At 68.8% G+C, this 26,745-nt stretch carries 25 protein-coding genes and 1 pseudogene; 15 read left to right on the top strand and 11 right to left on the bottom strand.

Annotated features, from left to right (window positions below; all coding sequences use genetic code 11):
• Positions 1–102: 102 nt before the first annotated feature.
• The gene (locus tag ACGGCP_RS09695) at positions 103–354 is read right to left on the bottom strand and encodes a DUF397 domain-containing protein (RefSeq protein ID WP_392963534.1); all 252 of its coding nucleotides are present in this window, start codon (positions 352–354) and stop codon (positions 103–105) included.
• Positions 347–1,126 (bottom strand): Scr1 family TA system antitoxin-like transcriptional regulator, encoded by a 780-nt coding sequence (locus ACGGCP_RS09690; protein WP_392963531.1) that lies wholly within the window; start codon positions 1,124–1,126, stop codon positions 347–349. Before ACGGCP_RS09690 ends, ACGGCP_RS09695 begins: the two co-directional genes overlap by 8 nt.
• 539 nt (positions 1,127–1,665) lie before the next feature.
• Between ACGGCP_RS09690 and ACGGCP_RS09685 the strand changes: the two genes are divergently transcribed.
• On the top strand, positions 1,666–1,881 hold the full coding sequence (locus ACGGCP_RS09685; RefSeq protein ID WP_392963529.1) for a hypothetical protein: 216 nt from the start codon (positions 1,666–1,668) through the stop codon (positions 1,879–1,881).
• The gene (locus ACGGCP_RS09680; protein WP_392963527.1) at positions 1,874–2,170 is read left to right on the top strand and encodes a hypothetical protein; all 297 of its coding nucleotides are present in this window, start codon (positions 1,874–1,876) and stop codon (positions 2,168–2,170) included. The genes ACGGCP_RS09685 and ACGGCP_RS09680 overlap by 8 nt, the downstream gene beginning before the upstream one ends.
• Before the next feature lie 976 nt (positions 2,171–3,146).
• Here the strand turns inward: ACGGCP_RS09680 and deoC are convergent.
• Positions 3,147–3,863 carry a deoxyribose-phosphate aldolase gene (deoC, locus tag ACGGCP_RS09675; RefSeq protein ID WP_392963525.1) on the bottom strand — a complete coding sequence of 239 codons (717 nt, stop codon included), beginning with the start codon at positions 3,861–3,863 and terminating at the stop codon, positions 3,147–3,149.
• 104 nt (positions 3,864–3,967) lie between these two features.
• Here deoC and ACGGCP_RS09670 point away from each other — a divergent pair, with 104 nt between their 5' ends.
• The 5 genes from ACGGCP_RS09670 to ACGGCP_RS09650 all read left to right on the top strand — a co-directional run bounded on the left by ACGGCP_RS09670 (position 3,968) and on the right by ACGGCP_RS09650 (position 8,182).
• Positions 3,968–4,708 (top strand): GntR family transcriptional regulator, encoded by a 741-nt coding sequence (locus ACGGCP_RS09670; RefSeq protein WP_392963522.1) that lies wholly within the window; start codon positions 3,968–3,970, stop codon positions 4,706–4,708.
• Positions 4,709–5,178: 470 nt separating this feature from the next.
• Complete coding sequence (locus ACGGCP_RS09665; protein WP_392963520.1) at positions 5,179–5,649, top strand: hypothetical protein; 471 nt, start codon at positions 5,179–5,181, stop codon at positions 5,647–5,649.
• A gap of 37 nt (positions 5,650–5,686) precedes the next feature.
• The gene (locus ACGGCP_RS09660) at positions 5,687–6,466 is read left to right on the top strand and encodes an SDR family NAD(P)-dependent oxidoreductase (RefSeq protein ID WP_392963518.1); all 780 of its coding nucleotides are present in this window, start codon (positions 5,687–5,689) and stop codon (positions 6,464–6,466) included.
• Between the two features lie 99 nt (positions 6,467–6,565).
• A complete protein-coding gene (locus ACGGCP_RS09655; protein ID WP_392963515.1) occupies positions 6,566–7,771 on the top strand; it encodes a sulfotransferase family protein in 1,206 nt (401 codons plus the stop codon).
• 27 nt (positions 7,772–7,798) lie between these two features.
• Positions 7,799–8,182, top strand: a complete 384-nt coding sequence (locus ACGGCP_RS09650; protein ID WP_392963513.1) for a hypothetical protein — start codon at positions 7,799–7,801, stop codon at positions 8,180–8,182.
• Positions 8,183–8,293: 111 nt separating this feature from the next.
• On the opposite strand, the pseudogene ACGGCP_RS09645 reads toward ACGGCP_RS09650, so the two are convergent.
• Together ACGGCP_RS09645 and ACGGCP_RS09640 are read right to left on the bottom strand one after the other, a co-directional pair.
• Positions 8,294–9,367 (bottom strand): annotated as a pseudogene (locus ACGGCP_RS09645) (hypothetical protein); the annotation flags it as partial.
• 306 nt (positions 9,368–9,673) lie between these two features.
• Positions 9,674–10,558 carry a sigma-70 family RNA polymerase sigma factor gene (locus ACGGCP_RS09640; protein WP_392963511.1) on the bottom strand — a complete coding sequence of 295 codons (885 nt, stop codon included), beginning with the start codon at positions 10,556–10,558 and terminating at the stop codon, positions 9,674–9,676.
• Between the two features lie 99 nt (positions 10,559–10,657).
• Between ACGGCP_RS09640 and ACGGCP_RS09635 the strand changes: the two genes are divergently transcribed.
• On the top strand, positions 10,658–11,392 hold the full coding sequence (locus tag ACGGCP_RS09635; protein ID WP_392963508.1) for an SDR family NAD(P)-dependent oxidoreductase: 735 nt from the start codon (positions 10,658–10,660) through the stop codon (positions 11,390–11,392).
• 39 nt (positions 11,393–11,431) lie between these two features.
• Here the strand turns inward: ACGGCP_RS09635 and ACGGCP_RS09630 are convergent, their stop codons facing one another.
• Positions 11,432–12,475: a glycoside hydrolase family 43 protein gene (locus ACGGCP_RS09630; protein WP_392963505.1), complete on the bottom strand. Its 1,044-nt coding sequence runs from the start codon at positions 12,473–12,475 to the stop codon at positions 11,432–11,434.
• A 189-nt stretch (positions 12,476–12,664) separates the two neighbouring features.
• Here ACGGCP_RS09630 and ACGGCP_RS09625 point away from each other — a divergent pair, with 189 nt between their 5' ends.
• Together ACGGCP_RS09625 and ACGGCP_RS09620 are read left to right on the top strand one after the other, a co-directional pair.
• Positions 12,665–13,411, top strand: a complete 747-nt coding sequence (locus ACGGCP_RS09625) for an SAM-dependent methyltransferase (RefSeq protein WP_392963502.1) — start codon at positions 12,665–12,667, stop codon at positions 13,409–13,411.
• Between the two features lie 92 nt (positions 13,412–13,503).
• Positions 13,504–14,331: an alpha/beta fold hydrolase gene (locus ACGGCP_RS09620; protein ID WP_392963499.1), complete on the top strand. Its 828-nt coding sequence runs from the start codon at positions 13,504–13,506 to the stop codon at positions 14,329–14,331.
• A gap of 54 nt (positions 14,332–14,385) precedes the next feature.
• On the opposite strand, the gene ACGGCP_RS09615 is transcribed toward ACGGCP_RS09620, so the two are convergent.
• Genes ACGGCP_RS09615 through ACGGCP_RS09600 form a run of 4 tightly spaced genes read right to left on the bottom strand, consistent with a single transcriptional unit; the run spans position 14,386 to position 17,478 of the window.
• Positions 14,386–15,288, bottom strand: a complete 903-nt coding sequence (locus ACGGCP_RS09615; RefSeq protein WP_392963496.1) for an ABC transporter substrate-binding protein — start codon at positions 15,286–15,288, stop codon at positions 14,386–14,388.
• Positions 15,285–16,004, bottom strand: coding sequence for an ABC transporter permease subunit (locus ACGGCP_RS09610; RefSeq protein ID WP_392963494.1), 720 nt, complete (start codon positions 16,002–16,004; stop codon positions 15,285–15,287). Before ACGGCP_RS09610 ends, ACGGCP_RS09615 begins: the two co-directional genes overlap by 4 nt.
• Entirely contained in the window at positions 16,001–16,669 is a 669-nt protein-coding gene (locus tag ACGGCP_RS09605) for an ABC transporter permease (RefSeq protein WP_392963491.1), read from the bottom strand. Before ACGGCP_RS09605 ends, ACGGCP_RS09610 begins: the two co-directional genes overlap by 4 nt.
• Positions 16,666–17,478 (bottom strand): ABC transporter ATP-binding protein, encoded by an 813-nt coding sequence (locus tag ACGGCP_RS09600; RefSeq protein WP_392963605.1) that lies wholly within the window; start codon positions 17,476–17,478, stop codon positions 16,666–16,668. Before ACGGCP_RS09600 ends, ACGGCP_RS09605 begins: the two co-directional genes overlap by 4 nt.
• A gap of 267 nt (positions 17,479–17,745) precedes the next feature.
• Here ACGGCP_RS09600 and ACGGCP_RS09595 point away from each other — a divergent pair, with 267 nt between their 5' ends.
• Together ACGGCP_RS09595 and ACGGCP_RS09590 are read left to right on the top strand one after the other, a co-directional pair.
• The gene (locus ACGGCP_RS09595; RefSeq protein ID WP_392963488.1) at positions 17,746–18,564 is read left to right on the top strand and encodes an NAD(P)H-binding protein; all 819 of its coding nucleotides are present in this window, start codon (positions 17,746–17,748) and stop codon (positions 18,562–18,564) included.
• Between the two features lie 393 nt (positions 18,565–18,957).
• Entirely contained in the window at positions 18,958–20,940 is a 1,983-nt protein-coding gene (locus ACGGCP_RS09590; protein WP_392963486.1) for a potassium transporter Kup, read from the top strand.
• 53 nt (positions 20,941–20,993) lie between these two features.
• Here ACGGCP_RS09590 and ACGGCP_RS09585 read toward each other — a convergent pair whose 3' ends face one another.
• On the bottom strand, positions 20,994–21,860 hold the full coding sequence (locus ACGGCP_RS09585; RefSeq protein ID WP_392963483.1) for an SDR family oxidoreductase: 867 nt from the start codon (positions 21,858–21,860) through the stop codon (positions 20,994–20,996).
• A gap of 98 nt (positions 21,861–21,958) precedes the next feature.
• Between ACGGCP_RS09585 and ACGGCP_RS09580 the strand changes: the two genes are divergently transcribed.
• The 3 genes from ACGGCP_RS09580 to ACGGCP_RS09570 all read left to right on the top strand — a co-directional run bounded on the left by ACGGCP_RS09580 (position 21,959) and on the right by ACGGCP_RS09570 (position 26,732).
• On the top strand, positions 21,959–22,351 hold the full coding sequence (locus tag ACGGCP_RS09580) for a winged helix-turn-helix transcriptional regulator (RefSeq protein ID WP_392963480.1): 393 nt from the start codon (positions 21,959–21,961) through the stop codon (positions 22,349–22,351).
• A 61-nt stretch (positions 22,352–22,412) separates the two neighbouring features.
• Entirely contained in the window at positions 22,413–23,519 is a 1,107-nt protein-coding gene (locus ACGGCP_RS09575; RefSeq protein WP_392963478.1) for a PP2C family protein-serine/threonine phosphatase, read from the top strand.
• 267 nt (positions 23,520–23,786) lie between these two features.
• A complete protein-coding gene (locus tag ACGGCP_RS09570; protein WP_392963475.1) occupies positions 23,787–26,732 on the top strand; it encodes an RICIN domain-containing protein in 2,946 nt (981 codons plus the stop codon).
• Positions 26,733–26,745: the final 13 nt, after the last annotated feature.

Raw genomic sequence — 26,745 nt, 5'->3', positions numbered from 1 at the left:
AGGAGACTCGGGACCAGTCCCGAAAACGTCTTGCAGCGCAAACAAACGCCCCCGGCTCCAGGACAGGAGCCGAGGGCGACAAGTTTGCGGCGGCCGGGCTGGTCAGGCGTGGTCAGCTACGCGAAGCAGGCCGGTGAAGTCCGAGGCAGACAGGTCGAACACGGGGGAGTCGTGGCCAAGCTTCGAGTCCCGAACCTGGAAACCAGTGGTCGTGTTACGAGCCTCGACACAGTCGGCCTGTCCGGAATTGCTGCTTCGAGTGCTCTTCCTCCAGGTCTGGCAGCACTCAACACAGTCAGCTTGAGCGGAGTTTGCGCTACGGGAGCTCTTCCGCCAGCTGGTGAACTCAGCCATCGAGGAACCTTCCGATTCGACTCGCGTCATCCAACATGACGCTGGAGAAACGATCATACAAGGCGATTTTCTCTGCTTCGACGATGTGACGGGCCTGGTCCAGCGATTCGACGTACACGAAAGCGGGGCCCGCACCCGGCCGACCTCCAGGGCGGAAAATGCTGAACGCGTGTGTCGAACGGTACGGTCGCGAGACAACGTGAACCCCGCATTGCGGTCTGGCATCGATTGCAAGGAGCCGATCGATCTGCGCTTGCCGGTCCGATTCGCTCAGATATGCAAGGTCAGTCATGGCGTCCTCCGGCACGAGGAGCGTCATGCTTGGCCCATCCGTTCGGCCGAAGAAGTCCGCCTGGCGACGCTCCTTTCGCCGCCAGTGCTTGATCTTGAACGCCGCCCCTTCCAGCGGTTCATCAAGCCGGTTCATGTGGTAGGCCTCTTCCTGAGCCAGTCCGTGCAAGTAGACAGGGTCCCAGGTAATGAACTCGCCGTAACGGCGTTCGGCGCTCTCCACGATGAAGAGGCTCCGCTTGCCGAGGTCTGAGATCAACTCCGGCCCTCGGTTCAGCTCTTCAGTGACATGCTCCAAAAACGCCGCCCGCGCCGCATCAACCTGGAGAATTCGACAGATGAGCGCGACATTCGCTTTGTCGGGGAGCCGGTCACCGATCTCCCAACCACGGATCGTGTTGGCATGCTTGTTGATCGCAGCGCCGAGCCTAGATCGCGACCAGCCCCTCTCGTCTCGGATCGCCATGAGTTCGGCCGTCACGAACCATTCGATGAGTTCCGAGTATCGAAGAGACCCCATTGCGTTGCTCCCCTGCGCTGGGTCGATGACTGGTGGTAGTCGATGATCCCATGTTGCAGTGCTATGAAAACCTCCGACACAGCAACCAATTTTCGTGCACAACAACGATGCACAATATTTTCGTTCAATTATTGTGCAACGGCATTGTGACACTGTCGTCGAACGACGACATTTAAAGGGCCGCAGACCTATTGACCTGCTCAAACATCGCCTATGTTGGTCTCATCGCGGGTCACCTCCCGGCTCGCGGGCGGTGGGTATGCCGGGGAGCGACTGCGCGGCAGGGGCTTCTGGTGGGCAGCGGAGTCCTCCTCGGCATCGCCACTGTCAGGTATCTGACACTCTCTCCATTGGAGGTCGCGATGCACAATCGAGCCGCGAAGCCGAAGCCCGGCAACAGCCAAGCCAATCCAGACCCTCTGGAGCGAGGAAAGTTCAGCGACGGCCGACGTGCCTTCGTCGTCCGGGCCTCGAGCACCACCGCACCAGACTCATTCTCGGTGTACACCAGAGGAAGCGAGTCCGACCCCATCCTCATCGTCTCCGGCCTCAACTCCGGGAACCTCCATGCAACCTGGAACGAGGAGTGGCGCTCGGCCTCGCCCGAGTGGCGAGAGTGGGCGCGCAACAACGCGTTCAAGGCCTTCCACTCCGTTCAAACCTCCAACTCTCCTCAGCCAGCCACGCCGGGGAAGATCCGGTTCTGCCGTGGCTGAAACGACCTTCGACGATCCGGCCGAACCCGAAGGCGAACACTGCCTCGGGAAGTTCCGGCGATACCGCGCCGAGTTCTCCGTCGTCTACGTCTCGACTCCCCCGGGTACACCCAGCGTGTATCGAGTCGACTGCGATGACGGCGTGGGCCCTCACGAAGTCTGCCGCTTCAGCGACGACCCGAGCGAACCCGCGATCTGGCGGGGTGCGTGGCAGGGCGACCAGTGGTGCGGGTGGATTTTGAAAAACTCCCGCGAGTTGGTCGCAAAACCAAGCCGCTTCGACTTCTAGACTTGGCTCCTGAGACCGGTCGGACAAGGTGGAGTTCGACCGGTCTCGCCATGTCCGGGAGGACCTTCCTCCCGTGCCGCTCTCGTCGGCGTGAGCGCGGCGGTGGTGCGCCCGACCCAAAGACACGAAAGCACCCTGGTAGTCGAGCTGGTGGCGTTCCCAACCTGAAGACACCGAGGTGTCGCGCAGGTCGAGCTGGCAGTCCCGTTCCCGGACACCATGGCGGTGTCCTTGTGGTCGGGGGGTGTTACTTCCGCCCCCGGGAACACCGTGGCGGTGCCCTGATGGCCGGAGGTGTTGCGAGTGCGGTCACCGTGCAAATCAGCGATGGGGAGACCGGGTCCTCTAATGCCCGGCCGGCATCGCCCGTTCATGCACCGTAAGCCGCGTCCTTCCGCTCACCCTGCCCGCCTTGGAGACCGAGCAGGTTCGCGGGTCTTTCCGTGTTGTGCCTCGCTCAGTTGGCACTGCCTCTGGCTCAGGTGATCCAAGCCAGCGATCTTCCACCCAGCACGGCCCTACAACAAGGCCATGGTCAGCTGCGGAACGCGATAGCACCGAGAGGATGAGATCGGACGCCCCCAAACCATCGGAGGGAACCCCAGCTAGCGGGGCCGTCGTCTCGGAAGAAGTCCGGTTTGCCAGTAGGCCAGAGGCTTGGCTTAGTCTGCTTGCACCTACTTGACACCTGAACTGCGTTTCTTGCCTGTCCTTCGTGCGTACCTCAATTATCGCTCACCCGTACGGAACTGTCATCACCCACAGGCGTAGAAGACTCTCACATTTCGCGCCGACCCGCTTGCACCGCAAGGAGAAAGCGGCCCCGCCCCACGCGGTCGGGAGTGTCGCCCACGCGGTCGAACACCTCTCGCGGGCGAGCCCTCAAGACAAACCAGCAAGCCGCCGACGAACCCCCACCCCGATTCCGCCTCTTCGTCGCTGGCCGCTTGAACCGCAACCAAAAGCATGCGGAGGGTCAGCCAGCGCAGCGAAGTTCCAGATCGTCGAGGATGTCCGCCGTAGCGGTCGCACCGAACCTGGTGGCCCCCAGACGATGCAGTTCAAGCAAGACGTCCAGCGTCCGCACACCGCCAGCGGCCTTGACACCAACCCGAGACGAGACCGTCCTACGCATCAGAGCGATATCGACGGCAGTCGCGCCCCCGGGCGCGAAGCCCGTGCTCGTCTTGACATAGGCCGCCCCGGCGGCCTCGGTCGCGCGGTACACGGCGATCTTCTCTCGCTCTGTCAGGTACGCGTTCTCGGCGATCACCTTCACCGGAAGTCTCTCGGCCGCTTCGACAACGGCGGCGATCTCGTCCTGCACATAAGCGGTCTCGCCGTCCCGCGCACGACCGATGTTGACGACCATGTCGATCTCGCTCGCTCCGGAGTCGATTGCTGCGACGGTCTCCTGGACCTTGGTCGAGACGGTCTCGCTGCCGTGCGGGAAGCCGACCACGGTGCCGACCAGGACGCCGCTGCCGTCCAGCGCCGCGACCGCAGTGACGACATCGGCGGGCCGGACGCACACCGAGACGGTGCGGTATTCGACGGCGACCGCGAGCCCGGCGGCGATCTCGGCGGCGGTCAGTTCGGGCCGCAGCAGCGAATGGTCGATCATGGCGGCGACTTCGGCGGTAGTGGGCAGCGGGCCGGTCCAGCGGGCGGCCTCGATCGGTGCGACGGGCATGGCGAACTCCTTCTCAAACGCATACCAATAATTGTCTAGACAGCATAGACTGGTTACGATCAGATTGTCTAGACAGATCACGGCCACCATGAGGAGTCGCACACATGGCCACGTCGCCGCCGCTCTACCAGCGCATCGAGCAGCAACTGCGCCGCCGACTGGCCGAGGCCGCCGACGGCGACCCCTTCCCGGCCGAGACCCGTCTGGCCGAGGAGTTCGGGGTCGCCCGCATGACCGTCCGGGCCGCGCTTGCCGCGCTCGAACGCGACGGGCTCCTCGAACGCGTGCCCGGACGCGGCAGCTTCGTCCGCCAGGCGGCGGCGTCCCGACCCGTCGGCACGCTGCTGAGCTTCCACGACCAGGCGCGGGCCGAAGGCAAGACCGTGCGCTCGCGGGTGCTCGCGGCGTCCGTCCGGCCCGCAGAGCCGAGTGAACGGGCAGCGCTCTACGGCGACATGGTGAAACCGCCGCAGACGGTGGTCGCGATCAGCCGCGTCAGGTACCTCGACGACCAGCCCGTCGCGATCGAGCGCGCTGCCTTCCCCGCCTCGCTCGCCCCCCTGCTCGACAACGACCTGGAACACGGGTCCCTGCACCGGGCGCTGCGCGGCCTCGGACACCACCCGACCCTCGGCTCCTCCCTCCTCACCGCCCGCAGTGCGGGCGCGGACGCCGGCGAACTCGGCGTGCCAGTCGGCCAGCCGATGCTCGTCGAGGTCCGCACCATCCTCGACCAGGACGGCAAACCCCTGGAGCACACCGAAAGCGCCTACGTCGCCGACCGCTTCGCCCTCAAGGTCGACTTCACCGTCACGGCCCCCGAGAGCGACGAGCGAGCCACGTAGCAAGGCGAACGCCTCGGTCGCCGCGCGCCATTCGCGCCCGGCCAACCTCGCCTTCGCCACCTCGGCACCACGCCTCGCGGATTCCGGTCAGCTTCCCCGTCCCCGTCCCGCATGCGCCGCACGCAACGCGCCATCGGGCAAGCGCCCTTGCCGCAACGAGACTCCCGCTCGCCGCCAGCACTTCCGCAAACGTCGAACAGGTTCCGACCGACCTCACCTGCACCCCGCGCCCGCCCATGGCCTGCGAGACTTGCAACGGCCCTGCGAACCCTCGACCGCCGGGCCGCGAACCCTTGCCTCCGGAGACCCCCGTGACCAGCACATCGCCACCCCCTGAAGCCTCCCCTGCCCCGGCACCCCGATACGCGAGCCTGCGGACGCCACTCCTATCGACCCAATCACTCGGCGGCACGATCGCCTATGCGCTCACGGTGTTCGTGCTCGTCACCCGTAACCCGTGGGTTCCGTTCATGATCCCGATCAAGGTCGCGCTGCTGCTAGGAGTCACCTGGTTCTGGGTCGCAGCCATCGTCGTGCGGCTGCCCCGCATAGCGACCCGGAAGGAGGGGCTCCTCCTCCGCGGCGGCCTGATCTGGGGAGTCAAGGTCATTGCGTGGCACCACATCGACTCGGTGGTGGTCTGGCACGGGAGCCCCTCTCGCGGGGCGGGCATGCGGGACATGATCGGCGTCAAGATGAAACGCGGCGTCCCTCAGTCCGTCAAGTTCCCTGAGAAGGAGAGGAAGCGGGGCCGCATCACCGATCCCGGCTTCGGCACCGTTCCCAGGGAGGTCCCCCTCAACTCCATCGCGTTGGATGCGCTGCGGCCGGAGGACGTGGTCAAGCTCCTTCGCGAATCCCACCCGCGCGTCCACGTCCTCGACCTGCGCGACCCGCTTCAAGTCGTCGACCTCAGCGCCGAAGTCGATGGACCGAACTGACTGGCACCGGAATCACGGAGCGCTCTAGGGTTCGGGGATGAGCGCACAGGAGTACCTCAGCGAATTGTTCTCCCTCGAAGGGCGCGTCGCCGTCGTGACCGGTGGGAGTTCCGGGATCGGGAAGGCGATCGCGACCGCCCTCGCCCGTGCGGGGGCGCGGGTCGTGGTCGTCGCTCGGGGGCGGGAGGCGCTGGCCGCCACGGTCGACGAGCTGGCCGCGCACGGCTGCGAGGCGGCCTGGGTGAGCGCGGACCTGAGCAGCCGTGTCGGCATCCGAACCGCCGCTGCAGCGGCGGTCGAGCCGTTCGGGGAGCCGGACATCCTCGTCAACTCAGCCGGGATCAACCTGCGGCCGCCGATGGGCGAGATCGACGAGGACGTCTGGGACCAGACGATGACCGTGAACCTCGAAGCGCCGTTCCTCCTCGGGCAGCGGTTCGGGCCGGGCATGGCCGCGCGCGGGTTCGGGCGGATCATCCACGTCACCTCGCAGCAGGCGCACCGGGCGTTCGTGCAGAGCGGCGCGTACGGCGTCTCCAAGGGCGCCTTGGAATCCCTGGCGCGCTCGCAGGCCGAGGCGTGGTCGCCGCAGGGCGTCACCGCCAACACGCTTGTGCCCGGGTTCGTGATGACCCCGCTCAACGAACGCTTGGCTTCGGACCCCGAGAAGGTGGCGGCGCTGGCCGAGCGGACGCTCATCGGCCGCAACGGACTCGCCGAGGACTTCGCGGGCGCCGCCGTGTTCCTCGCGAGCCGCGCCTCCGCCTACGTGACAGGACAGGCGGTGTTCGTCGACGGCGGGCTGTCCGTCCGCTGAGGTGGGAGGCGAGTGTCACTCGGTGCCGGAAACTACCGGATGTAGTCTGTCGGTGCCAGCTAACGCCTTGCGGGCCTTGCGCTTCGAGAGGAACCCTTCATGAGCCGGACAACCCTGACCGCCAGCGTCGTGAACGCCATGCTCAGGCCCACCACGGGAGGGCGGAAGCGACCGCTCGAAGCGTGGGAGAAGGCCGTCGCCCAGGTCGAGGAGTCGACCAGGTGGTCGGTCGCGGGCGAGGAGCAGTTCATCGCCGACCTCGGCTTCCACCTCAAATGCCTCGCCGACGAGCCGAAGCTGACGCCGTTCGGCTGGCAGTCCGGGCTCCTCGACGCCAAGTCGCGCTTGGAGAACCGCCTGCGGATCCGCCAGCGCCTCCAGGAGTTCCCGGAGATCGCCGACGAGCAGGTCACCGCGCCGGTGTTCGTCGTCGGCCTGCCGCGCACGGCGACCACGTTGGCGCACAAGATCCTCGCGGCCTCGGACGACCACCGGGGGCCGCTGCTGTGGGAGATGATGCGGACCGACGTGCCCGAAGACCAGGCCGAGGTCGACAAGTTCATCAAGACCATGGAGGCCGGGGCGCGGATGATGGTGCGGTTCGCGCCGTCGTGGGAGGTCATCCACCCGATCCGGGTGCGGGCGCCCGAGGAGTCGATGTTCATCCTGCCGCACGGGACCTACCACCTGGCGCTGCGCGCGGCTCTGCCGGAGTACAAGCAGTGGCTGGGCGAGCGCGACTACACGGCCGACTACGTGTACTTGAAGCGGGCGCTGCAGGTGCTGCAGTTCCGGCGCGAGCCGAAGCGGTGGACGCTGAAGTACCCGGCGCACCTGAACGACCTCGACGTGATCCGGAAGGTGTTCCCTGACGCGAAGTTCGTTTGGACGCACCGTGATCCGACTACGGTGATGGGTTCGGTGTGCTCGCTGATGGAGACGTCGTGGTCGCTGTACCAGAAGCGCCCGGATCTGGAGGAGATCGGGCAGGTGGCGTTGAACCTGCTGGTCGAGTCGATCGAGCGGGGGCGGCACTCGCGGATCACGCTGCCTTCGGACGCGATCATCGACGTGCCGTACCACCGGTTGAACTCGGACCCGGTGAACGAGGTGCCGAAGCTGTACCAGGCGATCGACGCGAAGTGGACGGACAAGGACGCGGCGAACCTGGAGAACGTGCTCGCGCGTCCGCAGCGGGACCGGCGGCACGAGTACTCGCTGTCGCGGTACGGGCTGTCGATCCAGGGCGTGGAGGACGCGTTCGGCGACTACGTGCGGCTGTGCGGGACGCTGAACACCCGTTGAGCCGCTGCGGGAAAGCGCGCTGCGTGAATGATTGAGGGCGGGCGGATCCACCAGATCCGCCCGCCCGCTCGTCCCGGTCTAGAGACCGGTCTGGTTCCGGAAGTCCTCGACGGACCCCTGTGCGCCGTCGAGGTGCTCCTGCGCCTGGCCCTGGGCGCCTTCGACGCCCTCCTGGAACTGGCCTTGGGCGTTCTCGACGCCTTCCTGCGCCTGGCCCTGCAGGTCCTCGGCGGCGCCGCCGAACTGTCGCCGAGCTGGTCGACCGGTGCGTCAGCCGCGCCGCCGATCATCTCCTCGGCCTTGCCTTTGACGTCGTCGACGGCCCCCGAGAACATGTCCTTCAGCTCGTTGAACTTGTCCGCAAAACCCATGGTGTATCCCCCTTGTTCGCGTTGGCATGTCCAACTATAGGGGTTTGCCCGGAAAAACCTAAATCATGCGACACGAAATGTCACGGCCCGCTCCCTGATGCGGGAGCGGGCCGAGTGATATGTGATGCGTGACGCGTGATGCGCTGCGGCGCTAGCCCATGACCTGCTGGCCGCCGAAGGTGACGACGAGCGAGCCGTCCTCGGCGAAGCTCCAGTCGAGCTCACCGGCGTAGTCGGCGCAGCGGGAGCCGTTCGAGCCCTCCCAGAACTGGTTGGAGCCGTCGTCGGAGCCGACGATGCGGTCCTCGTCGCCCGAGTCGCACGAGGTGTTGCCGCTGAACCGGTGCGAGCCCTCGTCGAAGTTGAAGTTGCGTTCGGCGTTGCCGATGCTCACGTTGTCGCCCATGGTGATCGAGCCGGGGTTGGAGTTGTACGTGAAGCCGTGCTTGCCGTTGTCGTAGGCGATGGAGCCGGTGACGACGTGGTCGACGCCGATGTCCTCGCCGCCGAGCTTGTAGCCGTTGCGGTCGCCCGCGCCGGCCTGGGACCCGTCGGAGAGGGTGCCGTTGCCGTAGGCGAGCGAGTGCTCGATGGCGACGGCGCCGATGGGGCCGGTGTCGCCCTTGGTGTAGAGGTCGTAGCCGTCGTCGATGTTGTTGTGGGACACCGTGTACCGGAAGACGTTGCCGGTGCCGACGGTGAGCTTGGGGGCGAACCCGTCGGCGTCCTCGCCGTCGGAGTCCACATTGTCGTGGGATTCGACGGAGACGATGAGGTTGTTCGCGGGCCACTCCTCCTCGGGGGCTCCAGCTGTGTACCGGGAGAGCTGGAGGCCGGAGTCGGCGTTGTGGCGGGTGACGACGCGTTCGACGATGTTGTTCGAGCCGCCGACGAGGATGCCGTTGTCGCCGGCGTGCTCGACGGTGATGCCCTTGAGGTGCCAGAAGTCGCCGCCCATCGCGAGGCCGCGGTTCGCGGAGTCCTCCGCCTGCGCCGAGAAGTTCAGGACCGGGGCTTCGCCTTCGTAGGCGAAGAGCTCGGTGCGGTCGGCTTCCGTGCCGTCGTTGCCCGGTTCGATGGCAACCGTTTCCGACAGGTCGTAGGTGCCGCCGCGGAGGTAGATCGTGCCGCCCGGTTCGACCTGGGCGATGGCGGCGGCGACGGTGGTCGGGTCCGCCTCGGTCCCGGCCGCGCCTTCGGTGCCGTCGGGGGCGGCGTAGATCGCGCCGTCCTGAGCGGGTTCGGCCGCCGGGTCGGCGTTCGCGGTGGCCATGGCGACCATTGTGGTCGCCGCGGCCACGAGGCCGCTGACGCCGACCGCGACCGCGGTCTTGGTTCGTGCCCTTGCCATGTGTGTCGCTCCTTCACGGGAGTCGCTCGGTTCGGGGCGCCCGTTCGGGCGCGGCCCGTGCTGGTCGTCGCGTCGCTACGCAGTGTTGAATTGCGAAGAAAACGCGATTTGTCCACCGAGCTTAGGCAAGGGGTTGCCATATGTCAATATCTTGATGCGAGGTTCGCCCTGCGCGGCGGCTCAGTGACCCTCCGGCACCGCGAGTTCGAAGGCGTCCAAGCGGTCCCGGTCCGCGACCATGTGGATGCCGCAGATGCGGTCGCCGTCGAAGGCCACCGTCATCACCATGATGAGCCTGCTGCCGCGCGGCGACACGACCGCGACGCCGACCTCGCCGTCCAGGAGCACCGGGTGCGCCAGCATCGCGGTCCCGTTGAACACGGCGGCCACGGCCTGCGCGCCGACGGCCTCGGGGGCGGGGCTGAGGCGCAGGGCGCGCTCGTCGAGGCGGAGCGTGACGCTCGGGTCGAGCAGGGTGAGCAGCGTCGCGAACTCACCGTCGCGGGCGGCCCGCAGGAACGCGTCGACCGCGCGGTAGCGGCGCATCCGGTCACTGTCATCCACATCGGACTTTCCGCGGACGCGCTGGCGGGCGCGGCTCGCGAGCCGCTGGGTCGTCTCGGGGCTGCGCTCGACGATAGGCGCGATGTCGGCGAACGAGACGCCGAACATGTCGTGCAGCACGAACGCCAGCCGCTCGACCGGCGAGAGGGCGTCGAGGACCACGAGCATCGCCTGCCCGACCGAGTCCGCGAGCACCGCCTCCTCCTCGGGGTCGACGCGGCGGAACACCCGAACCCCGGACTCGGGCTCCTGGTCCTCGAGCGCGTCCTCGCGGCGGGACTTGCGTGAGCGGAGCTGGTCGAGGCACACCCGGCCGACCACGGTGGTGAGCCACCCGGCGAGGTTCTCCACGCTGCCGGTGTCGGCCCGGTCGGCCTTGAGCCACGCCTCCTGGACCGCGTCCTCGGCCTCGCTCAGCGACCCGAGCATCCGGAAGGCGACCATGCGCAGATGGGGCCTGTGCTGCTCGAACACCGCCGCCGAAAAATTCTTTCCGCTCACCTGTCTGGTTTCCTCGCCGCCGTCCGTCAGTGAAAGTGCAAGGCCAAATTTCCACCCGAGCGAGAAGGAAGTCAAACGATGAGCGCGAACAAGACTGGAATGTCACACACCACTGTCCTCGTCACCGGCGCGAACAAAGGCCTCGGCCTCGAAGCGGCCCGCAGGTTCGGCGAGATGGGCTGGAAGGTGTTCCTCGGCTCGCGCGACATCGAGCGCGGGCGGGCCGCCGCCGACAAGCTCGCGGCCGACGGCGCCGACGTCGTGCTCGTGCCGCTCGACGTGACCTCGGACGAGTCGGTCGCCGCCGCCGAACGGCTCGTGCGCGAGCACACCGACCGGCTCGACGTGCTCGTCAACAACGCCGGAGCGCCGGGGCACCTCGTCAACCCCGCCGACACCACGCCCGAGGAACTCCACGGCGTGTACGACACGAACGTGTACGGGCCGGTGCGGGTCACGCACGCGTTCCTGCCGCTCCTGCAGCGGGCCGAGAACCCGCGCGTGGTCATGGTGTCGAGCGGCGGCGGCTCGTTCGCCGTCGTCACCGACCCCGCGCAGGGCATCTCGAAGATGCACGAACTCGCTTACACCTCTTCGAAAGCGGCCCTGAACATGATCACCGTCCGGTACGCCCAGGCGCTCCCGGGGATCAAGTTCAACCTCGTCACCCCCGGGGAGGTCTCGACCGGCAAGTTCACGGCGACCGACATGAACGGGCACCGCGGCCAGCTCACCGTCACCGAGGGCACCGACCCGTTCATCGAGCTCGCGACCCTCGACGCCGACGGCCCGAGCGGGATCTTCATCGACCGCCTCGGACCCGTCGCGTGGTAGCACGCGCGAACCCGGCCGCTCCATGGTGGAACGGCCGGGTCAGTCGCCGTCGAGGTCGGTGCGCTGGCGGACGACGCGGAGTTCGCCTCCGTCCCAGGCCATCTCGTAGAGCTTGCCGCGCGCGCCGGTGAAGGGGCGGTGGAGGACGAGCATGAGGCCGCCCTCGAAGGTCGTGAACAGCATCCCGTGGCCCGAGTCGCCGCGCACGAGCGGTTCCCTCTGCTCCCAAGGGCCTTCGAGGCGGCCCGAGGGCGAGACGGCCCAGGTCTGGACGTAGTCGCCGTCGACGCCGCCCTCGGTGAGGCGGTTCTTCTCGTACGTCGACCACAGGCACACGAGCGCGCCGCCGGGGGCGCGGACCAGCTGCGGGCCGTCCGTCACGTACGGCGCGATCTGGTGCGGGACCCCGGCAGGGAGGTCGCGGGTGATCCAGTTCGCGTCCGAGCCCTTGAAGAGCATGACCGCGTCGCCCGCGACCGCGTCCAGCTTGTCGGACAACGGAAACGCCTCGATCGTGCCGTCGATGCGCTGCAGCCACTCGTTGGCGTAGACCATCCACGGTCGGCCGTCGTCGTCGGCGAACAGGGTCCCGTCGAGGGTCATCAGCTCGGGCGGGAGGATCGGCGCTTCGGGCCTGACCATGCGGAACGGGCCGGTGAGCGAGTCGGCGACCGCCACGATCGTCGACCGGCGGTAGTTCGGGACCGGGAACGGCGTGCCGAACTCCCCCGGATCCGGCACGGGCAGTGGGGCATCGGTGTCGTGGAGGGTCGTGAACAGGTACCAGCGGCCGTTCCAGCGGTGCACCTCCGGCGCCCACGCGCCGTGCACCGCCCACGGCGACTCCTCTTCGGCCACAAGGAAGACCGGCACCGGCTCGGCCCAGTCGCGCAGGTTCGGGGAGCGGTAGCACATCGTGCCGACCCCGGCGTTCGAGACAGGGCCCGCGGCGTCGGCGGTGAAGCCCTGGTTGGCGGTGTAGAGGTGGTACAGGCCGGACTCGGCGTCGGCGACCACGTACGGGTCGTGCAGCGGCATCTCGGGCAGGCGCAGCGGGAAGGCGGACGGCATCGGCTCGCTCATGCAGAAAACGCTATCAGGACGGCGGATATCCGCTCGACACGGCGTGCTCCCCGGGCGTACAGTGCGGCGACACCGCAGGTCCACGAGTTTTGGAGGCTGATTTTTTGAAGGTCCAGGCGCACGCGGTCGGCCGAGGCCGGCCGCTCTTCGACACCGTCAACCGATCATCCGGAACAAAGGACCTCCATAGTGGATCTCCCACAGTCATTCGTCATCGCCGAGAGCAGCCACCGCATCCACAACCCGTTCGATAGCCGCAAGCTCGCCGACCTGGGCGAAGCACTGCACCTCACGCCCGGCCAGACCATGCTCGACCTCGCGAGCGGCTCGGGCGAGATGCTCTGCACCTGGGCCCGCGACCACGGGATCAGCGGCACCGGCGTCGACATCAGCACCGCGTTCACCGGTCAGGCCCAGGCCCGCGCCGCCGAACTCGGCGTGAGCGACCGGGTCGCGTTCGTCCACGGCGACGCCGCCGGGCACGTCGCGCCCGAACGGGTCGACATCGCCGCGTGCATCGGCGCCACCTGGATCGGCGGCGACGCCGCAGGCACCGTCGCGCTCCTCGAGCAGAGCCTGAAGCCGAACGGCCTCATGCTCATCGGCGAGCCGTACTGGCGGCTGGACCCGCCGGACGAGGCCACCGTCAGAGGCTGCTACATGGAAAGCAAGGACGACCGGTTCCCGCTCCCGGGCCTGATCGACCACTTCGACGGCCTCGGCTACGACGTCGTCGAGATGGTCCTCGCCGACCAGGACACCTGGGACCGGTACGCCGCCGCGCAGTGGCTCAACACCCGCCGCTGGCTCGACGCGAACCCGGGCCACGAGCTCGCCGCCGAGATGCGGCACCGGCTCGACACCAGCCGCACCAACCACGTCCGCTACCAGCGCGACTACCTCGGCTGGGGCGTCTTCGCCCTCATGAAGCGCTAATCGAGAAGGGCCCGGCACCGGCGTGCCGGGCCCGCTTGCGCCCCAAGGGATAGGGTCGGGCTCGAAGCACCCGTCGAGCAGAAGGGCCACCCATGCCCCAGATCGATCTCTCCCTCGGCACCGTCTCCTATGAGGACACCGGTTCCGGGCCCGCCGTCGTACTCCTGCACGGGCTCGTGCAGAACGCGACCGTCTGGCGCGACGTCGCCGCCGACCTGGCCGCCGACCACCGCGTCATCGTCCCGACGCTCCCGTACGGCAGCCACGCGATCCCACTGCGCCCCGACGTCGACCTCACGCCGCGCACCACCGCGCGCCTCATCGGCGAGTTCGCCGACGCGCTCGGCCTCCCGGACGACACGGTCTTCGTCGAGAACGACGCCGGACGTCTCCAGCAGCTCGCCGCGGAACGGCCGGAACGCGTGGGCCGCATGGTCATCGCCGGGTGCGAGGCCTTCGACAACTATCCGCCGAAGGCAGGCGGGACGATGATGGCCGCCGCCGCGAAGATCCCCGGCGGCATCCGCTTCCTCGCCCTCGCGCTGACGCCGCGTCCGCTGCGACGCATCCCCGGCACCGGCTTCGCCGTGATGACCGCCAAAGGCGTGCCGCACGACCTCACCGACGGCTGGCTCCGGCCGCTGCGCACCGACAGCGCCGTGCGTGCCGACCTCGTCAGATACTTGCGCGCCACGGACAGGGGCGAGATGCTCGAAGCCGCCGAAGGACTCGCCGGGTTCCCCAACCCGGTCCTCGTCGTCTGGGGCAGGCAGGACCGGATGATGCCGCTCGAGCACGGCCGCCGCCTCGCCGAGCTGCTCGGGGCCGAACTCGTCGAACTGGACGACTGCGGGACGCTGATCCCGGTGGACCAGCCGCGGGCACTCGCCGAGGCCGTCCGGAAATTCGCCGCCGCCTGACGACGGCAACGCCTCCCCCGCTTGGCGAGCGGAGGAGGCGTCGGCGGTCCGGGGCTAGCCGATGTTCGCTTCGGCGAGCCAGTCCTTCGCGATGGTCTCGGCGGGCAGCTCCTCGTTCACGCTGCGGGAGTTCATGCCGATGAGGTCCTCGGGGGTCATCGCGGCGCTCACGGCGTCGATGACGGCCGCGGCCTCGTCGTTCACGTTGTCGCTCGCGAGCGGGACCACGTGCGAGGCCAGGAACAGGCCCTTCGTGTCTTGCAGGGAGACGAGGTCGTTCGCGGCGATGGAGGGGTCGGCAGTGTAGATGATCGCCATCTGGATGTCGCCGTCGTTGAGCGCCTGCACCGTGAGCGGGCCGCCGCCGTCCTCGATCGGCGTGAAGCCGACTTCGATGCCGTACGTGTCGAGCAGGCCCTGCGGGCCGTTCGGGCGGGTCTCGGCTTCGGAGTTGGCGCCCATGGTGATCGGCTCGGTCACGTTCGCCAAGTCGTCCACTGTGGCAAGTGACCACTGGTCGGCGAACGCCTGCGTCACCGTGTACGAGTCCTGGTCGGTCGCGCCGGACTGGTCGAGGACGCGCAGGCCGTCGGGAGTGGCCTCCTGGAGGGCGGCGTAGACGTCCTCGCTCAGGCGCGCCTCGGTGTCGGGGACCCAGTACTGCAGCAGCGGGCCGGTGTACTCGGGGAAGAGGTCGATCGAGCCGCCCTCGATCTCCGGCAGGTAGGCCTCGCGCTGGCCGATGCGGAACTGTCTGTCCACAGTGAACCCAGCGTCTTCGAGGGACTGGGCGTAGACCTCGGCGATGATCTCGCTGGAGTAGTAGTCCTGCGAGCCGATCACGATGGTCTCCCCGTCGGATTCGCCGCTGGAGAGCGGGTCCTCCGAGGAGCAGCCGGTGGCGGTGAGGGCGGCCGCGAGCGCGACCGCGCCCAGGGCCCTGATGCGGGTGTTCATACGGTTTCCTTCTGTCGGGGATTCTCGGGCTGTGCTGCCGCGCTTGAGGATCGGGCGGGCGCGGCGATCCGCCGGGCGGCGGCGCGCTGCGCGGCGGCGAGGAGGAGTTCGAGCAGGAGGGCGAGCGCGGCGACGAGGAGCGCTCCGGCGAGCATCTCGGCGTAGTCGCGTGATTTGAGGCCGGAGAACAGGTACCGGCCGAGGCCGAAGTCGGCGGTGTAGGCGGCGAGGGTGGCGGTGGCGACGACCTGGAGGGTCGCGGCGCGCAGGCCGCCGATGACCACGGGCGCGGCGAGCGGGATCTCCACTTGGAAGACGACCTGGCTGGGGCTCATGCCGATCGCCTTGGCGGCGCCGGTGACCGTGGGGTCGACGTTCTGGACGCCCGCGTACGCGCCCGCGAGGACGGACGGGATCGCGAGGACGACGAGCGCGAGGAAGGGCGCGTCGAGGCCGATGCCGAGGGCGAGGCCCAGGAGCGTGAGGAGCCCGAGGGTGGGGATGGCGCGGGCGGCTCCGGCGATCGCGCCGATGAGGCCCGCGCCCTTGCCGATGTGTCCGATGAGGATGCCGGTGGGGAGGGCCAGGACTCCGGCGGCGGCGACGGCGGCGAAGGTGATGGCGAGGTGCTGGAGGACGCGGGTGGGGACGCCGCCCGGGCCGGCCCAGTTGGCGGGCTCGGCGAGCCAGGCGAGGGCGTCGAGGAAGAGGTTCATGTCGTCTTCCCTTGCGGGAGCAGGCGTTCGTGGTGGGTGATCGTCCAGGGGGTGAGGATGCGTCCGGCGGTGACGAGGATGGCGTCGAACAGCAGGGCAAGAAGCATGGTGGCGACGACGCCGGTGGCGACTTCGGCGGGGATGCCGCGCTGGAAGCCGTCCGTGAGGAGCGTGCCGAGGCTGGGGACGCCGATGAGGGCGCCGATGGTGACGAGGCTGACGGTGGAGACGGCGACGACGCGGACGCCCGCGAGGAGCACGGGGACCGCGAGCGGCAGGTCGACGCGCCAGAAGACGCTGCGGGGCGAATGGCCTACGGCGACGGCGGCTTCGCGAACGCGGGGGTCGACCGAGGCGAAGGCGTCGGCGGCGCTGCGCACCAGGAGCGCGAGGCCGTAGACGGTGAGGGCTATGACCATGGTCGCGGGCGAGCGCAGGGGGATGCCGAAGACCACGGGGATGATGATGAGCAGCGGCAGGGCCGGGATGGCGTAGAGGAGGCTCGCCGCGCCCAGAAGCGCGCCGCCGAGGCGGGGCCGGCGCTGGGCGAGGCGTCCTATGGGGACGGCTATGAGGACGCTGAGAAGGATCGCGGGGGCACTGAGGAGCAGGTGGTCGCGGGTGAGTTCGACGACCTGCGGCCAGTTGAGGGTGAGCCAGTTCAAGGCGCGAGCACCCCCACCGGGCGCCCGGAGGCGTCGACGGCGATGGTGCGTCCGTCCACTTCGGTGATGTGGAGTTCGCGTTCGGCGCGGTCGGCGCCGACGAAGTCGCGCACGAAGTCGTCGGCGGGCGAGCCGAGGACCTCGGCGGGCGTGCCCTGCTGGGCGATGACGCCGCCCTCACGCAGGACCACGACCTCGTCGCCGAGGAGGAAGGCCTCGTCGACGTCGTGGGTGACGAAGACGATGGTCTTGCGCAGTTCCGCTTGCAGGCGGAGGAGTTCGTCCTGGAGCTCGCGGCGCATGATCGGGTCAACCGCGCCGAAGGGCTCGTCCATGAGCAGGATGTTCGGGTCGGCGGCGAGCGCGCGGGCGACGCCCACGCGCTGCTGCTGGCCGCCGGAGAGCTGGCCGGGGTAGCGGCGTCCGGCCTTGGCGTCGAGGCCGACGCGTTCGAGCAGTTCGCTTGCGGCCGTGCGGGCCTGGCGCTTGGGGACGCCGTTGAGGACGGGCACGGTGGCGATGTTGTCGAGCACGGTGCGGTGCGGGAGGAGGCCGCCGTGCTGGAGGACATAGCCGATGGAGCGGCGCAGGGCGACGGGGTCGCGTTCGCGCACGTCCTCGCCGTCGATGAGGACGCGGCCGGAGGTGGGCTCGACCATGCGGTTCACGGTGCGCAGCAGGGTGGACTTGCCGGAGCCGGAGGAGCCGACGAGCACGACCGTGCGGTGCGACGGCACGACCAGCGAGAAGTCGGCGACGGCGGTCGTCTGGCCGGGATAGGTCTTCGACACCGATTCGAACTCGATCACGACGGGGTCCTTGTTCGACGGGGGCAAAGCGGTCACGGCCCAGTCTATACATCGAATCGGGGCGCGGATTCGAACTGGAGATCGAATCCGAGAAATTCTTTCGTCCTTATTGGAGTATTGATGGGCGGCGTCTCTCGGTCCTAGGACTTTCGGCGTACCCGAATACACGTCGCTGGTCCGATGGCAGTGCGGCCCGGCGAATCTACCGTTGCCACAGCCGCCACGGGAGCCGGTCCACGGCTCCGGGCAAGGAGAGAGGGAACAGCGATGACCATCCTCGTCACCGGAGCCACCGGAAACGTCGGGCGACACCTCGTGGAACGCCTCCACGCCGACCATCAGCCGGTACGGGCCCTGACCCGCGATCCGGCGAAGGCGGGCCTGCCCGCCGGGGTGGACGTGCGCGCCGGGGACTTCACCGACTTCGCAAGCCTCGAAGCCGCGCTCGAAGGCGTCACGGCCCTGCACCTCATGACGACCTTCGGGCCCGGGAACACCACCGTCCCGAACAGCCGCGACCTCGTCGACGCCGCCGTCAAGGCCGGGGTCCGGCGCGTGACCCTGCTGTGGAACGGGTACGCCGGGCCCGTCGAGGAGGCCGTGGAGGACTCCGAGCTCGAGTACACGCACCTGCGGCCCGGCGAGTTCATGTCGAACGCCCTCGGCTGGGCCGGGATGATCCGCGCCGAAGGGGTCGTGCGCGAGGCCTACGGCGAGGTCGGCCACTCCCCCGTCGACGTGCGCGACATCGCCGACGTCGCCGCGAAGGCGCTCACGGAGGACGGCCACGCCGGGCAGGCGTACCTGCTCACCGGGCCCGAAGTCCTCACCGCGCCGGAGCAGGTCGCGGCGATCGCCGCCGCGATCGGCCGCGAGGTGCGGTTCGAGGCCAAGGAGCCCGAAGGCGCGAAGGAGCGGATGCGCGCCATGGGCATCGAGGAGCACGCCATCGACTACGTGCTCGACTGGCGCGCCGACCCGCCCGAGTTCGCCCGCAAGGTCTTCCCGGCGGTTCCCGAGGTCACGGGCCACCCCGCGCGCACCTTCGCGGCATGGGCGAGGGACCACGCCGACTCGTTCCGGTAGGAACGGCAAGCTTCCGGCGCAGCCGAGCCCGGCCCCGAGCCCAAGGCGGAGCTAGGAGGGTCGGGCTGGGTCGGGCTGGGCTGGGCCGGGCTGGGCTGGGCTGGGCTGGGCTGGGCTGGGCTGGCGACGAATACCGGGGCGGGCCCCGGTGCCGCGCGCCGACCTCGCCGGAAGCTCCGAAGCCCCGTGCGGCACGGAGCCGAAGCGGACAGAGGAAAGGAGGCAGACAGAAGCACGGAGACCGCCGGGCGGAAAACGAAGCACGGGGACGACTCGCAGGTCACAAGGTGTTCCTGATTACGCCACTCGGTAGTCGGGAACCCGTTTCGCGCGGTATCGTCCACCGGTCGGACCGGACCGCTGGTGCCCGGTCCTCGAAAAGGAGAAGCCGTCGTGACCGCCCATTTCGACGCGAGCAGCTCCGGTTCCGCCCCCGCACCGGAACCGACGCCCGCGCCCGCCGTACGCACCGTGACCCCGCGCGGCACAGTGAAACTCGCCCTCGCCGTAGGCGCTCTCGGCGTCGTCTTCGGCGACATCGGCACCAGCCCGATCTACGCCCTGCAGACCCTGTTCAACCCCGCCGACCCCCACCCCGTGCCGATCACCGACGCGAACGTCTACGGACTCATCTCCCTCATCTTCTGGTCGATGATGATCATCGTCACGATCTTCTACGTCATGCTCGCCATGCGCGCCGACAACGACGGCGAAGGCGGCATCCTCGCCCTCATCACCCTCATCCGCCGCCACGCCCACGGACGCAGCCGCAAAGCCAGCCTCATCCTCGCCGCCCTCGGCATCTTCGGCGCCGCCCTCTTCCTCGGCGACTCCATGATCACGCCCGCGATCTCCGTGCTCTCCGCCGTCGAAGGCCTCAAGGTCATCGACCCGCACCTCGAAGCGTGGATCATCCCCATCACCGCCGTGATCATCGTGCTGCTCTTCGGGTTCCAGCGCAAAGGCACCGCCACCATCGGCCGCCTCTTCGGACCGATCATGATCGTCTGGTTCGTCACCCTCGCCGTCCTCGGCCTCGGCGGCATCGCCGGGCACCCCGAAGTCCTCCAGGCGCTCAACCCCGCCTACGCCGTCGACTTCCTCTTCGGCCACTTCCACATCGCGTTCTTCGCCCTCGCCGCCGTCGTCCTCACCTTCACCGGCGCCGAAGCGCTCTACGCCGACATGGGCCACTTCGGGCGCAAGAACATCACCAGCGGCTGGATCTTCCTCGTCTTCCCCGCGCTCCTGCTCAACTACATGGGCCAGGGCGCGATGATCCTCGAAAGCCCCGCCAACGTCTCCGGCCCGTTCTTCCTGCTCGCGCCCGAATGGGGCCGCATCCCCCTCACAGTGCTCGCCACCGCCGCCACCGTGATCGCCTCCCAGGCCGTCATCACCGGCGCGTACTCCGTCGCCTCCCAGGCCTCGAAACTCGGCTACCTGCCGCGCCTGCGCATCTCCCACACCTCCGAGCACGAGATCGGGCAGATCTACGTCCCCTGGATCAACTGGCTGCTCATGGTCTCCGTGCTCACCCTCGTGTTCGGGTTCCGCAGCTCCGAGCACCTCGCCTACGCGTACGGCATGGCCGTCATCGGCACCATCACCATCGTCACGCTGCTGTTCTTCTACGTCGCCCGCACCCAGTGGCAGTGGCCCCGGTGGATCGTCTTCATCGGCGGCGGCCTGCTGCTCGCCTTCGACCTGCTGTTCCTCGCCGCCAACTCCACCAAGCTCGTCCACGGCGCCTGGCTCCCGCTCGTCATCGGCGTCACCGCCTTCACCGTCATGGTCACCTGGCAGCGCGGCCGCGAGATCGTCACCGCCAAACGCGCCCGCCTCGAAGGCCCCCTACGCGAGTTCCTCGACCGGCTCAACGCCGGCGAACCCAAGGTCGCCCAGGTCCCCGGCACCGCCGTCTTCCTCAACCGGGGCGTCGAGACCGCACCGCTCGCCATGCGCGCCAACATGGAACGCAACCACGTGCGGCACGCCCAGATCGTCATCCTCTCCGTCGAAGTCGAACCCGTGCCGCGCGTCGCCGAAGCCGACCGCGTCCTCGTCGACGACCTCGGCCTCGCCCACGACGGCATCATCCACGTCACCGCCCGGTTCGGCTACATGGAGCCCCAGGACGTGCCCGCCGCGCTCCGGCTCGTCAAGTCCCGCCAGTCCGAGGGCCGCAAGCTCAAGCTCAAGGACGCCACGTACTTCCTCTCGACCATCCAGCTGCGCTGCGGCCCGAAGAAGACAATGGCGCTGTGGCGCAAACGCCTGTTCATCGCCACCTCCCACATCACCGCCGACGCCGCCGACCACTTCAAGCTGCCGCGCGAGCGCACCGTGATCATGGGCTCCCACATCGACGTCTGAGCAGCGAAAACGGCCCGCGAGGTGATCCTCGCGGGCCGTTCACCTCGTCGCGCCTACGCCTGAGCGGCCTGGAGGCCCTCGGTGATCGAGTGCGCGATCGGGGTCGTCGGACGCCCGATGAGCTTCGACAGGTCGCCGGTCTGCACGGCCAGGAGGCCGCGCGAGATCGCCTCGTCCACGCCCACGAGGATCGCCGCGAACATGTCCGGCACGCCCGCGCCGACCAGGATCTCGCGGTGCTGCTCGCCCGGCACGCGGCTCACCGCGATCTCCTTGCCGAGCTGGCGCGAGACCTCGGCCACGTACTCCTCGTACGTCCAGGCGTGGTCGCCGCTGAGCTCGTAAGCCCGGTTCTCGTGGCCCTCGGTGGTGAGCACCGCGACCGCCGCCGCCGCGAAGTCGGCGCGGGTGGCGCTGGCGACCTTCGCGCCGTCGGTGGTGCTGGTCAGGACGCCGCCGTTCGCGATCGCCTGGCCCAGGGCCTGGGTGAAGTTCTCGTGGTACCAGCCGTTGCGCAGCAGCACGTAGGGGAGGCCCGAGTCGATCAGGTACCGCTCGGTGATCTGGTGCTCGCGCGCGAGCTCGAAGTCGGCGGCCGGGCCGCCGAGGATGCTGGTGTAGCCGAGGAGCGCGACGTTCGCGGCCTTCGCCGCGTCGATGACCGCCTTGTGCTGCGGCACGCGCTGGCCGACCTCGCTGCCCGAGATGAGCAGGACCTTCTCGCCCTCCTTGAAGGCGTCGGCAAGCGTCGAGGGCTCGTTGTAGTCGGCGACGCGGACCTCGACGCCCAGCTCGCCGAAGCGGGCGGCCTTGGCGGCGTCGCGCACGACGACGGCGATCTCTTCCACGGGGACCTGGTTGACCAGGCCTTCGACGACGAGCTGGCCGAGTTGGCCGGTGGCGCCGGTGACGACGATCATTTTGTTGCTCCTTCAACTGTCGGTTGCGTCTACCATTGCACTTACCAAATGAAAGCACAATCGATTCGAAAGTACTGTTGCAGAGGTAACATTCTGTCATGAGCACCCAGCCCACCGAACTCGTGCCCGGCTTCGAAGTGCAGGCCGAAGGCTGCATGTCGCGCACGATCCTCGACCACATCACCGGCCGCTGGGGCACGCTCATTCTGCTGGCCCTGCACGACGGGCCGATGCGGTTCAGCGAAATCAGGCGCGCCGTGCAGGGCATCAACGAGAAGGCCCTGTCGCAGAGCCTCAAGCACTTCGAGCGCGACGGCATCGTCGACCGCCTCGCCCCCGAGGAGGGCTACCCGTCCCGCGTCGAGTACCGGCTCACCGACGTCGGCGCCGGGCTCGAGGCGCGCCTGCGCGAACTCGTGGTGCACCTCTACGACGAGATGCCCAAGGTGCTCGACTCGCACGCCGCGTACGATGCGCGCCGCCCGTCCTAATTCTTCACTCGACCTGTTCGAAACCGCAGGTGGCGAGCGCAGCTCGGCCTAGACTCGGGCCATGGCTGCGCAGGTCCCGCGAGCGGGCGAGCTGCGGCCGGGCACGGCCATTCCGCGGTGGGTCCGGCTGCTGCCGCTCCTAGCCCTCGGCATCGCCGTCGTCACCCAGATCTTCTCGGACGACCAGTTCCACGCGGGGATCGCGATGACCGTCGTGCCGCTGCTCGCCGCGTTCGTGCTCGGGCCGCTGTGGACAGCGATCATCTCGGTGATCGCACTCGTCCTCATCGCTGCGCCGCTGCCGATCACCGAGGGGTTCGACCTCATCGACGACCTGGTCGTGGGCATCATCTTCGCGACCGCCGTAAGCATCTCGTGGATCCGCCAGCGCTTCGAGGCCGGCCTGGTGACGATGATGAGCGTCTCGGAGGCCGCGCAGCGGGCGGTGCTGCCGGAGCTGCCCGAGCGGGTGGGCGACCTGGCGTGCGCGGGACTGTACCGTTCGGCGCAGCGGGGGGCGACGATCGGCGGGGACCTGTTCGACGTGCGGCCGAGCCCGTTCGGGGTGCGGATGATCCTCGGCGACGTGCAGGGGCACGGGCTCGACGCGGTCGGGACCGCTTCGATGCTGCTCTCGGTGTTCCACGAGGCGATCCTGGATGAGGCGGAGCTGGCCGGGGTCGCGTGGCGGCTGGAACGGCGGATCCTGGAGGACGCGGCGCACGGGTACGTGCCGGAGCTGTTCGCCTCGGTGCTGCTGGCGGAGTTCGTGGAGGAGACGGGCGAGGTGCGGCTGCTGTCGTGCGGGCATCCGCCGCCGCTGCTCTTGCGGGGCGAGCGGGTGGAGGTGGTCGACATGAAGCCGGCGCCGGTGCTGGGGCTGCGGCTGTCGGAGCCGGTGCGGCCGGTCGGGGCGGTCTCGGTGGCGTTCGGCGAGGAGGACACGCTGCTGGCGTTCTCGGACGGGCTGGTGGAGGCGCGGGATGAGGACGGGAACTACTATCCGCTCGCCGATCACCTTGCGGGGCTTGTGGTGCCGTCGTCGCCGCGGCGGCTGGTGGAGTTCGTGTGGGAGGACGCGGCGCGGTTCGCGGCGCGGATGGACGACGACGTGAGCGTGCTGGCGGTGACGCGGGTGGCGCGGAGCGCGCGGGGACATGGCGGTTGAGCCGGAGCGCGCGGGGACATGCCGGGGGAGCCGGGGTGCGGGGGCACGTCGGTTGAGCGGGGAATGTGAGCGGAGGGTCTGCGCAAATCGGACATTGATGGGCCCCCGGTCATAACCCTGACAGGTGGGTGCGACATTTTCTGGTGAGGCGGGAGCGATTCCAGGTCAGCGTTTTTCAACCCGTTATACAAAGGGTGTTCACAAGCGTTGAGTTCTGTGCGAATATTCAGATCACTCGATTCGCACCCCCCTTTGAAGGAGACAACGATGTCATCTCCCCGACCGAGGCGCGGGCGCCCGCTGGCCGCGGCAGGCGCGGTGGGCCTCGCCGCCGTCGTCGCCGCGTCGGCGCTGCCGCTGCTCAACTCGGGCGCGAGCGCCCAGGAGAACGAGGCGACCGCCGTCAATGTCACGCTCGACCCGTCCTACCAGGGTCAGCAGTTCGAAGGCTGGGGCACGAGCCTCGTCTGGTTCGCCAACGCGACCGGCGGCTACCCCGACGAGATCCGCGATCAGCTGGTGGACATGGTCTTCGGCGACGAGGGCCTCAACCTCAACATCGCCAGGTACAACATCGGCGGCGGCAACGCCCCGAACATCGACAACGAGTACCTGCGCGGCGGCGCCTCCGCCGTCCCCGGCTGGTGGGCCGCTCCCGAGGGCACCACCCAGGAGGACAAGGACTGGTGGGACCCGGAGAACCCCGAGCACTGGAACTGGGACGCCGACGCGAACCAGCGCTGGTGGATCGACCAGGTCAAGGACGACGTCACCCACTGGGAGGCGTTCTCGAACTCGCCGCCGTACTTCCAGACCGTCTCCGGTTACGTCTCGGGCGGGTTCGACGCGAACGCCGACCAGATCCGCACCGACAGCGTCGACGAGTTCGCGGTGTACCTGACCGAGGTCATGGAGCGCGTCGAGGCCGAGCACGGCATCGAGTTCGACACCGTCGACCCGCTCAACGAGCCCAACACGAACTACTGGGGCACCCAGCTCGGTGCGGACGGCGTGCAGCCGACCGGCGGCCGCCAGGAGGGCGCGCACGCCGGGCCCGAGCTGCAGCAGCAGGTCATCAACGCGCTCGCCGCTCAGCTGTCGGAGTCCGAACTGGACGCGGTGGTCTCGGCGATGGACGAGACCAACCCGGGCCGGTTCACCACGAACTGGAACGCGTACACCGAGCAGTCGAGGGCGAACGTCGAGCAGATGAACGTCCACACGTACGGCACCGGCGGACGCACGGGCGTGCGCGACCTCGCCAAGGGCAGCGACAAGCCGCTGTGGATGAGCGAGGTCGGCGGCGCGTGGACCAACGGCCAGGACTACACCTCGATGGAGAACGGCCTGGGCATCGCCACCCGCATCACCGACGACCTGCGCGAGCTGGAACCGTCGGCGTGGGTCCTGTGGCAGCCGGTCGAGGACAAGAACGAGGGCCACAGCTGGGGCGAGATCCAGCTCCCGTTCGACTGCACCGCTGAGGACACGCTCGAGACCTGCAAGATCGAGACGAACACGAAGTACGACACGATCCGGAACTTCACCCACTACATCGAACCCGGCGACTACGTCATCGCCACCGACAGCACCTCGACCACGGCGGCGATCAAGGACTCCGAGGACGCGGCGGTCGCCGTGTACACCAACAACGCCGAGAACGCCGTCCACGTGACCCTCGACCTGTCGAAGTTCGGCTCGGTCGACTCCGGTGCGACCGTGACCCCGGTGGTCACCAGCGCCGACGGCGCGCTCGTCGAGGGCGAGCCGGTCGTCGTGAACGGCACCTCGGCGACGCTGACCGTCCCGGCGAAGTCGGTGACGACCTTCCAGATCGACGGCGTCTCCGGCGTGAGCGAGGACGCGGCGATGGTGCAGGAGCACCACGTGTACCGCTTCGACGGCGTGCAGTCGGGCAAGTCGATCGCGCCGTCCGCCGACGGCACGGGCATCGTGCTCGAGACCGACGACGCGTCCAGCGCCGCGCAGCTGTGGGAGATCGACCAGCTGACCGACGGCCTCTCCAACCGTGAGAAGTACGCGATCGTCAACGCCGACACCGGGACCCGTCTGGCGGTGGGCGACGGGCTCGCGGTGCTCGAATCCGCCGAGGGCGAGCCTTCGGAAGCGGCGCAGTGGTACCTGTCGACCACGGGCGACGGCACGTACGTGCCGGTGAACGTCGGCACCGGGCTGGTGCTCGACGTGTGGGGGGAGGCCACGGCCGACGGTTCGCCGGTGCAGACGTACACGCCGACCGCGGCGAGCAACCAGCGCTGGACCCTGACCGACGAGACGGTGCTGAGCACCGCGACGGTGCAGACGTACACGGTGCCGGGCTTCACGCCGGAGCTGCCGGAGACGGTGGCGGGCGTGTACCGCGACGGCGTGCGCGGCGCGCTGCCGGTCGTGTGGGAGATGCCGGCCGAGTCGAAGTGGGACAAGAAGGGCACGGTGACCGTGAAGGGCACCGCGACCGACGCTCTCGGGAACACGCACCGCGCGAAGGCGAAGGTCAGCGTGGACACGTTCGCCGAGACCGCACCGGCCGCGGCGAAGACGTACCCGGGCTTCACGCCCGACCTGCCGGGCACGGTGACGGCGGTCGGCAGCCGGGGCACGCAGGCCACGGTGCCCGTGGTGTGGGAGGAGGCGCCCGAGGGCGCGTTCGACGACTACGGGACGGTGACCTTGGGCGGCACGGCGACCCTGATCGACGGGACTGAGCTTCCGGCGAGCATCGAGGTCGAGGTGACCGACCCGATCGAGGTCAACGTGGCGCTGCGGGACGGCGTGACCACGTCGGCGACGTACACCGAGCCGGGCTATTCGACCGAGGCCCTGCGCAACGGGAACCTGACCGACAAGGCCTGGTCGAACTGGAAGTCCGGGCCGTTCAACACCGAGGACACGATCACGGTGACGCTGCCGGAGACGCGCGACGTGACCCGCGTGGTGTCGCACTTCTGGAGCGACGGCGGCCGCAACAGCTACGCCGACACGCTCCAGGTGCAGTACCTGGACGCGGAGGGCGTGTGGCAGAACGCCGGTGGCGTCGTGGACGTGCCGACCGGTGAGGCGCCGGTCATCGACGTCGAGGTGAACGCCGAGACCTCGGCGGTCCGGGTCGCCATGACCGCCGGCAGCGGCGGCACGGTCGGCTGGATCATCCTCAGCGAGATCGAGGTCTACGCGAAGGCCCCGGCCGTCTGACGCACTGCGCTCT

The sequence above is a fragment of the Glycomyces sp. NPDC048151 genome, assembly GCF_043202775.1.
Lineage (GTDB): Bacteria > Actinomycetota > Actinomycetes > Mycobacteriales > Micromonosporaceae > Glycomyces.
This window is presented reverse-complemented; position numbering and strand designations above follow the sequence as displayed.

Excerpts from the sequence above, each read along its gene's own strand:
- ACGGCP_RS09665 (WP_392963520.1), top strand. The coding sequence starts at position 5,179 with ATGATCCCGATCAAGGTCGCGCTGCTGCTAGGAGTCACCTGGTTCTGG.
- ACGGCP_RS09630 (WP_392963505.1), bottom strand. The coding sequence starts at position 12,475 with ATGAGCGAGCCGATGCCGTCCGCCTTCCCGCTGCGCCTGCCCGAGATG.
- ACGGCP_RS09595 (WP_392963488.1), top strand. The coding sequence starts at position 17,746 with ATGACCATCCTCGTCACCGGAGCCACCGGAAACGTCGGGCGACACCTC.
- ACGGCP_RS09620 (WP_392963499.1), top strand. The coding sequence starts at position 13,504 with ATGCCCCAGATCGATCTCTCCCTCGGCACCGTCTCCTATGAGGACACC.
- ACGGCP_RS09615 (WP_392963496.1), bottom strand. The coding sequence starts at position 15,288 with ATGAACACCCGCATCAGGGCCCTGGGCGCGGTCGCGCTCGCGGCCGCC.
- ACGGCP_RS09695 (WP_392963534.1), bottom strand. The coding sequence starts at position 354 with ATGGCTGAGTTCACCAGCTGGCGGAAGAGCTCCCGTAGCGCAAACTCC.
- ACGGCP_RS09580 (WP_392963480.1), top strand. The coding sequence starts at position 21,959 with ATGAGCACCCAGCCCACCGAACTCGTGCCCGGCTTCGAAGTGCAGGCC.
- ACGGCP_RS09585 (WP_392963483.1), bottom strand. The coding sequence starts at position 21,860 with ATGATCGTCGTCACCGGCGCCACCGGCCAACTCGGCCAGCTCGTCGTC.
- ACGGCP_RS09610 (WP_392963494.1), bottom strand. The coding sequence starts at position 16,004 with ATGAACCTCTTCCTCGACGCCCTCGCCTGGCTCGCCGAGCCCGCCAAC.
- ACGGCP_RS09570 (WP_392963475.1), top strand. The coding sequence starts at position 23,787 with ATGTCATCTCCCCGACCGAGGCGCGGGCGCCCGCTGGCCGCGGCAGGC.
- ACGGCP_RS09650 (WP_392963513.1), top strand. The coding sequence starts at position 7,799 with ATGATTGAGGGCGGGCGGATCCACCAGATCCGCCCGCCCGCTCGTCCC.
- deoC (WP_392963525.1), bottom strand. The coding sequence starts at position 3,863 with ATGCCCGTCGCACCGATCGAGGCCGCCCGCTGGACCGGCCCGCTGCCC.
- ACGGCP_RS09670 (WP_392963522.1), top strand. The coding sequence starts at position 3,968 with ATGGCCACGTCGCCGCCGCTCTACCAGCGCATCGAGCAGCAACTGCGC.
- ACGGCP_RS09575 (WP_392963478.1), top strand. The coding sequence starts at position 22,413 with ATGGCTGCGCAGGTCCCGCGAGCGGGCGAGCTGCGGCCGGGCACGGCC.
- ACGGCP_RS09655 (WP_392963515.1), top strand. The coding sequence starts at position 6,566 with ATGAGCCGGACAACCCTGACCGCCAGCGTCGTGAACGCCATGCTCAGG.
- ACGGCP_RS09635 (WP_392963508.1), top strand. The coding sequence starts at position 10,658 with ATGTCACACACCACTGTCCTCGTCACCGGCGCGAACAAAGGCCTCGGC.
- ACGGCP_RS09660 (WP_392963518.1), top strand. The coding sequence starts at position 5,687 with ATGAGCGCACAGGAGTACCTCAGCGAATTGTTCTCCCTCGAAGGGCGC.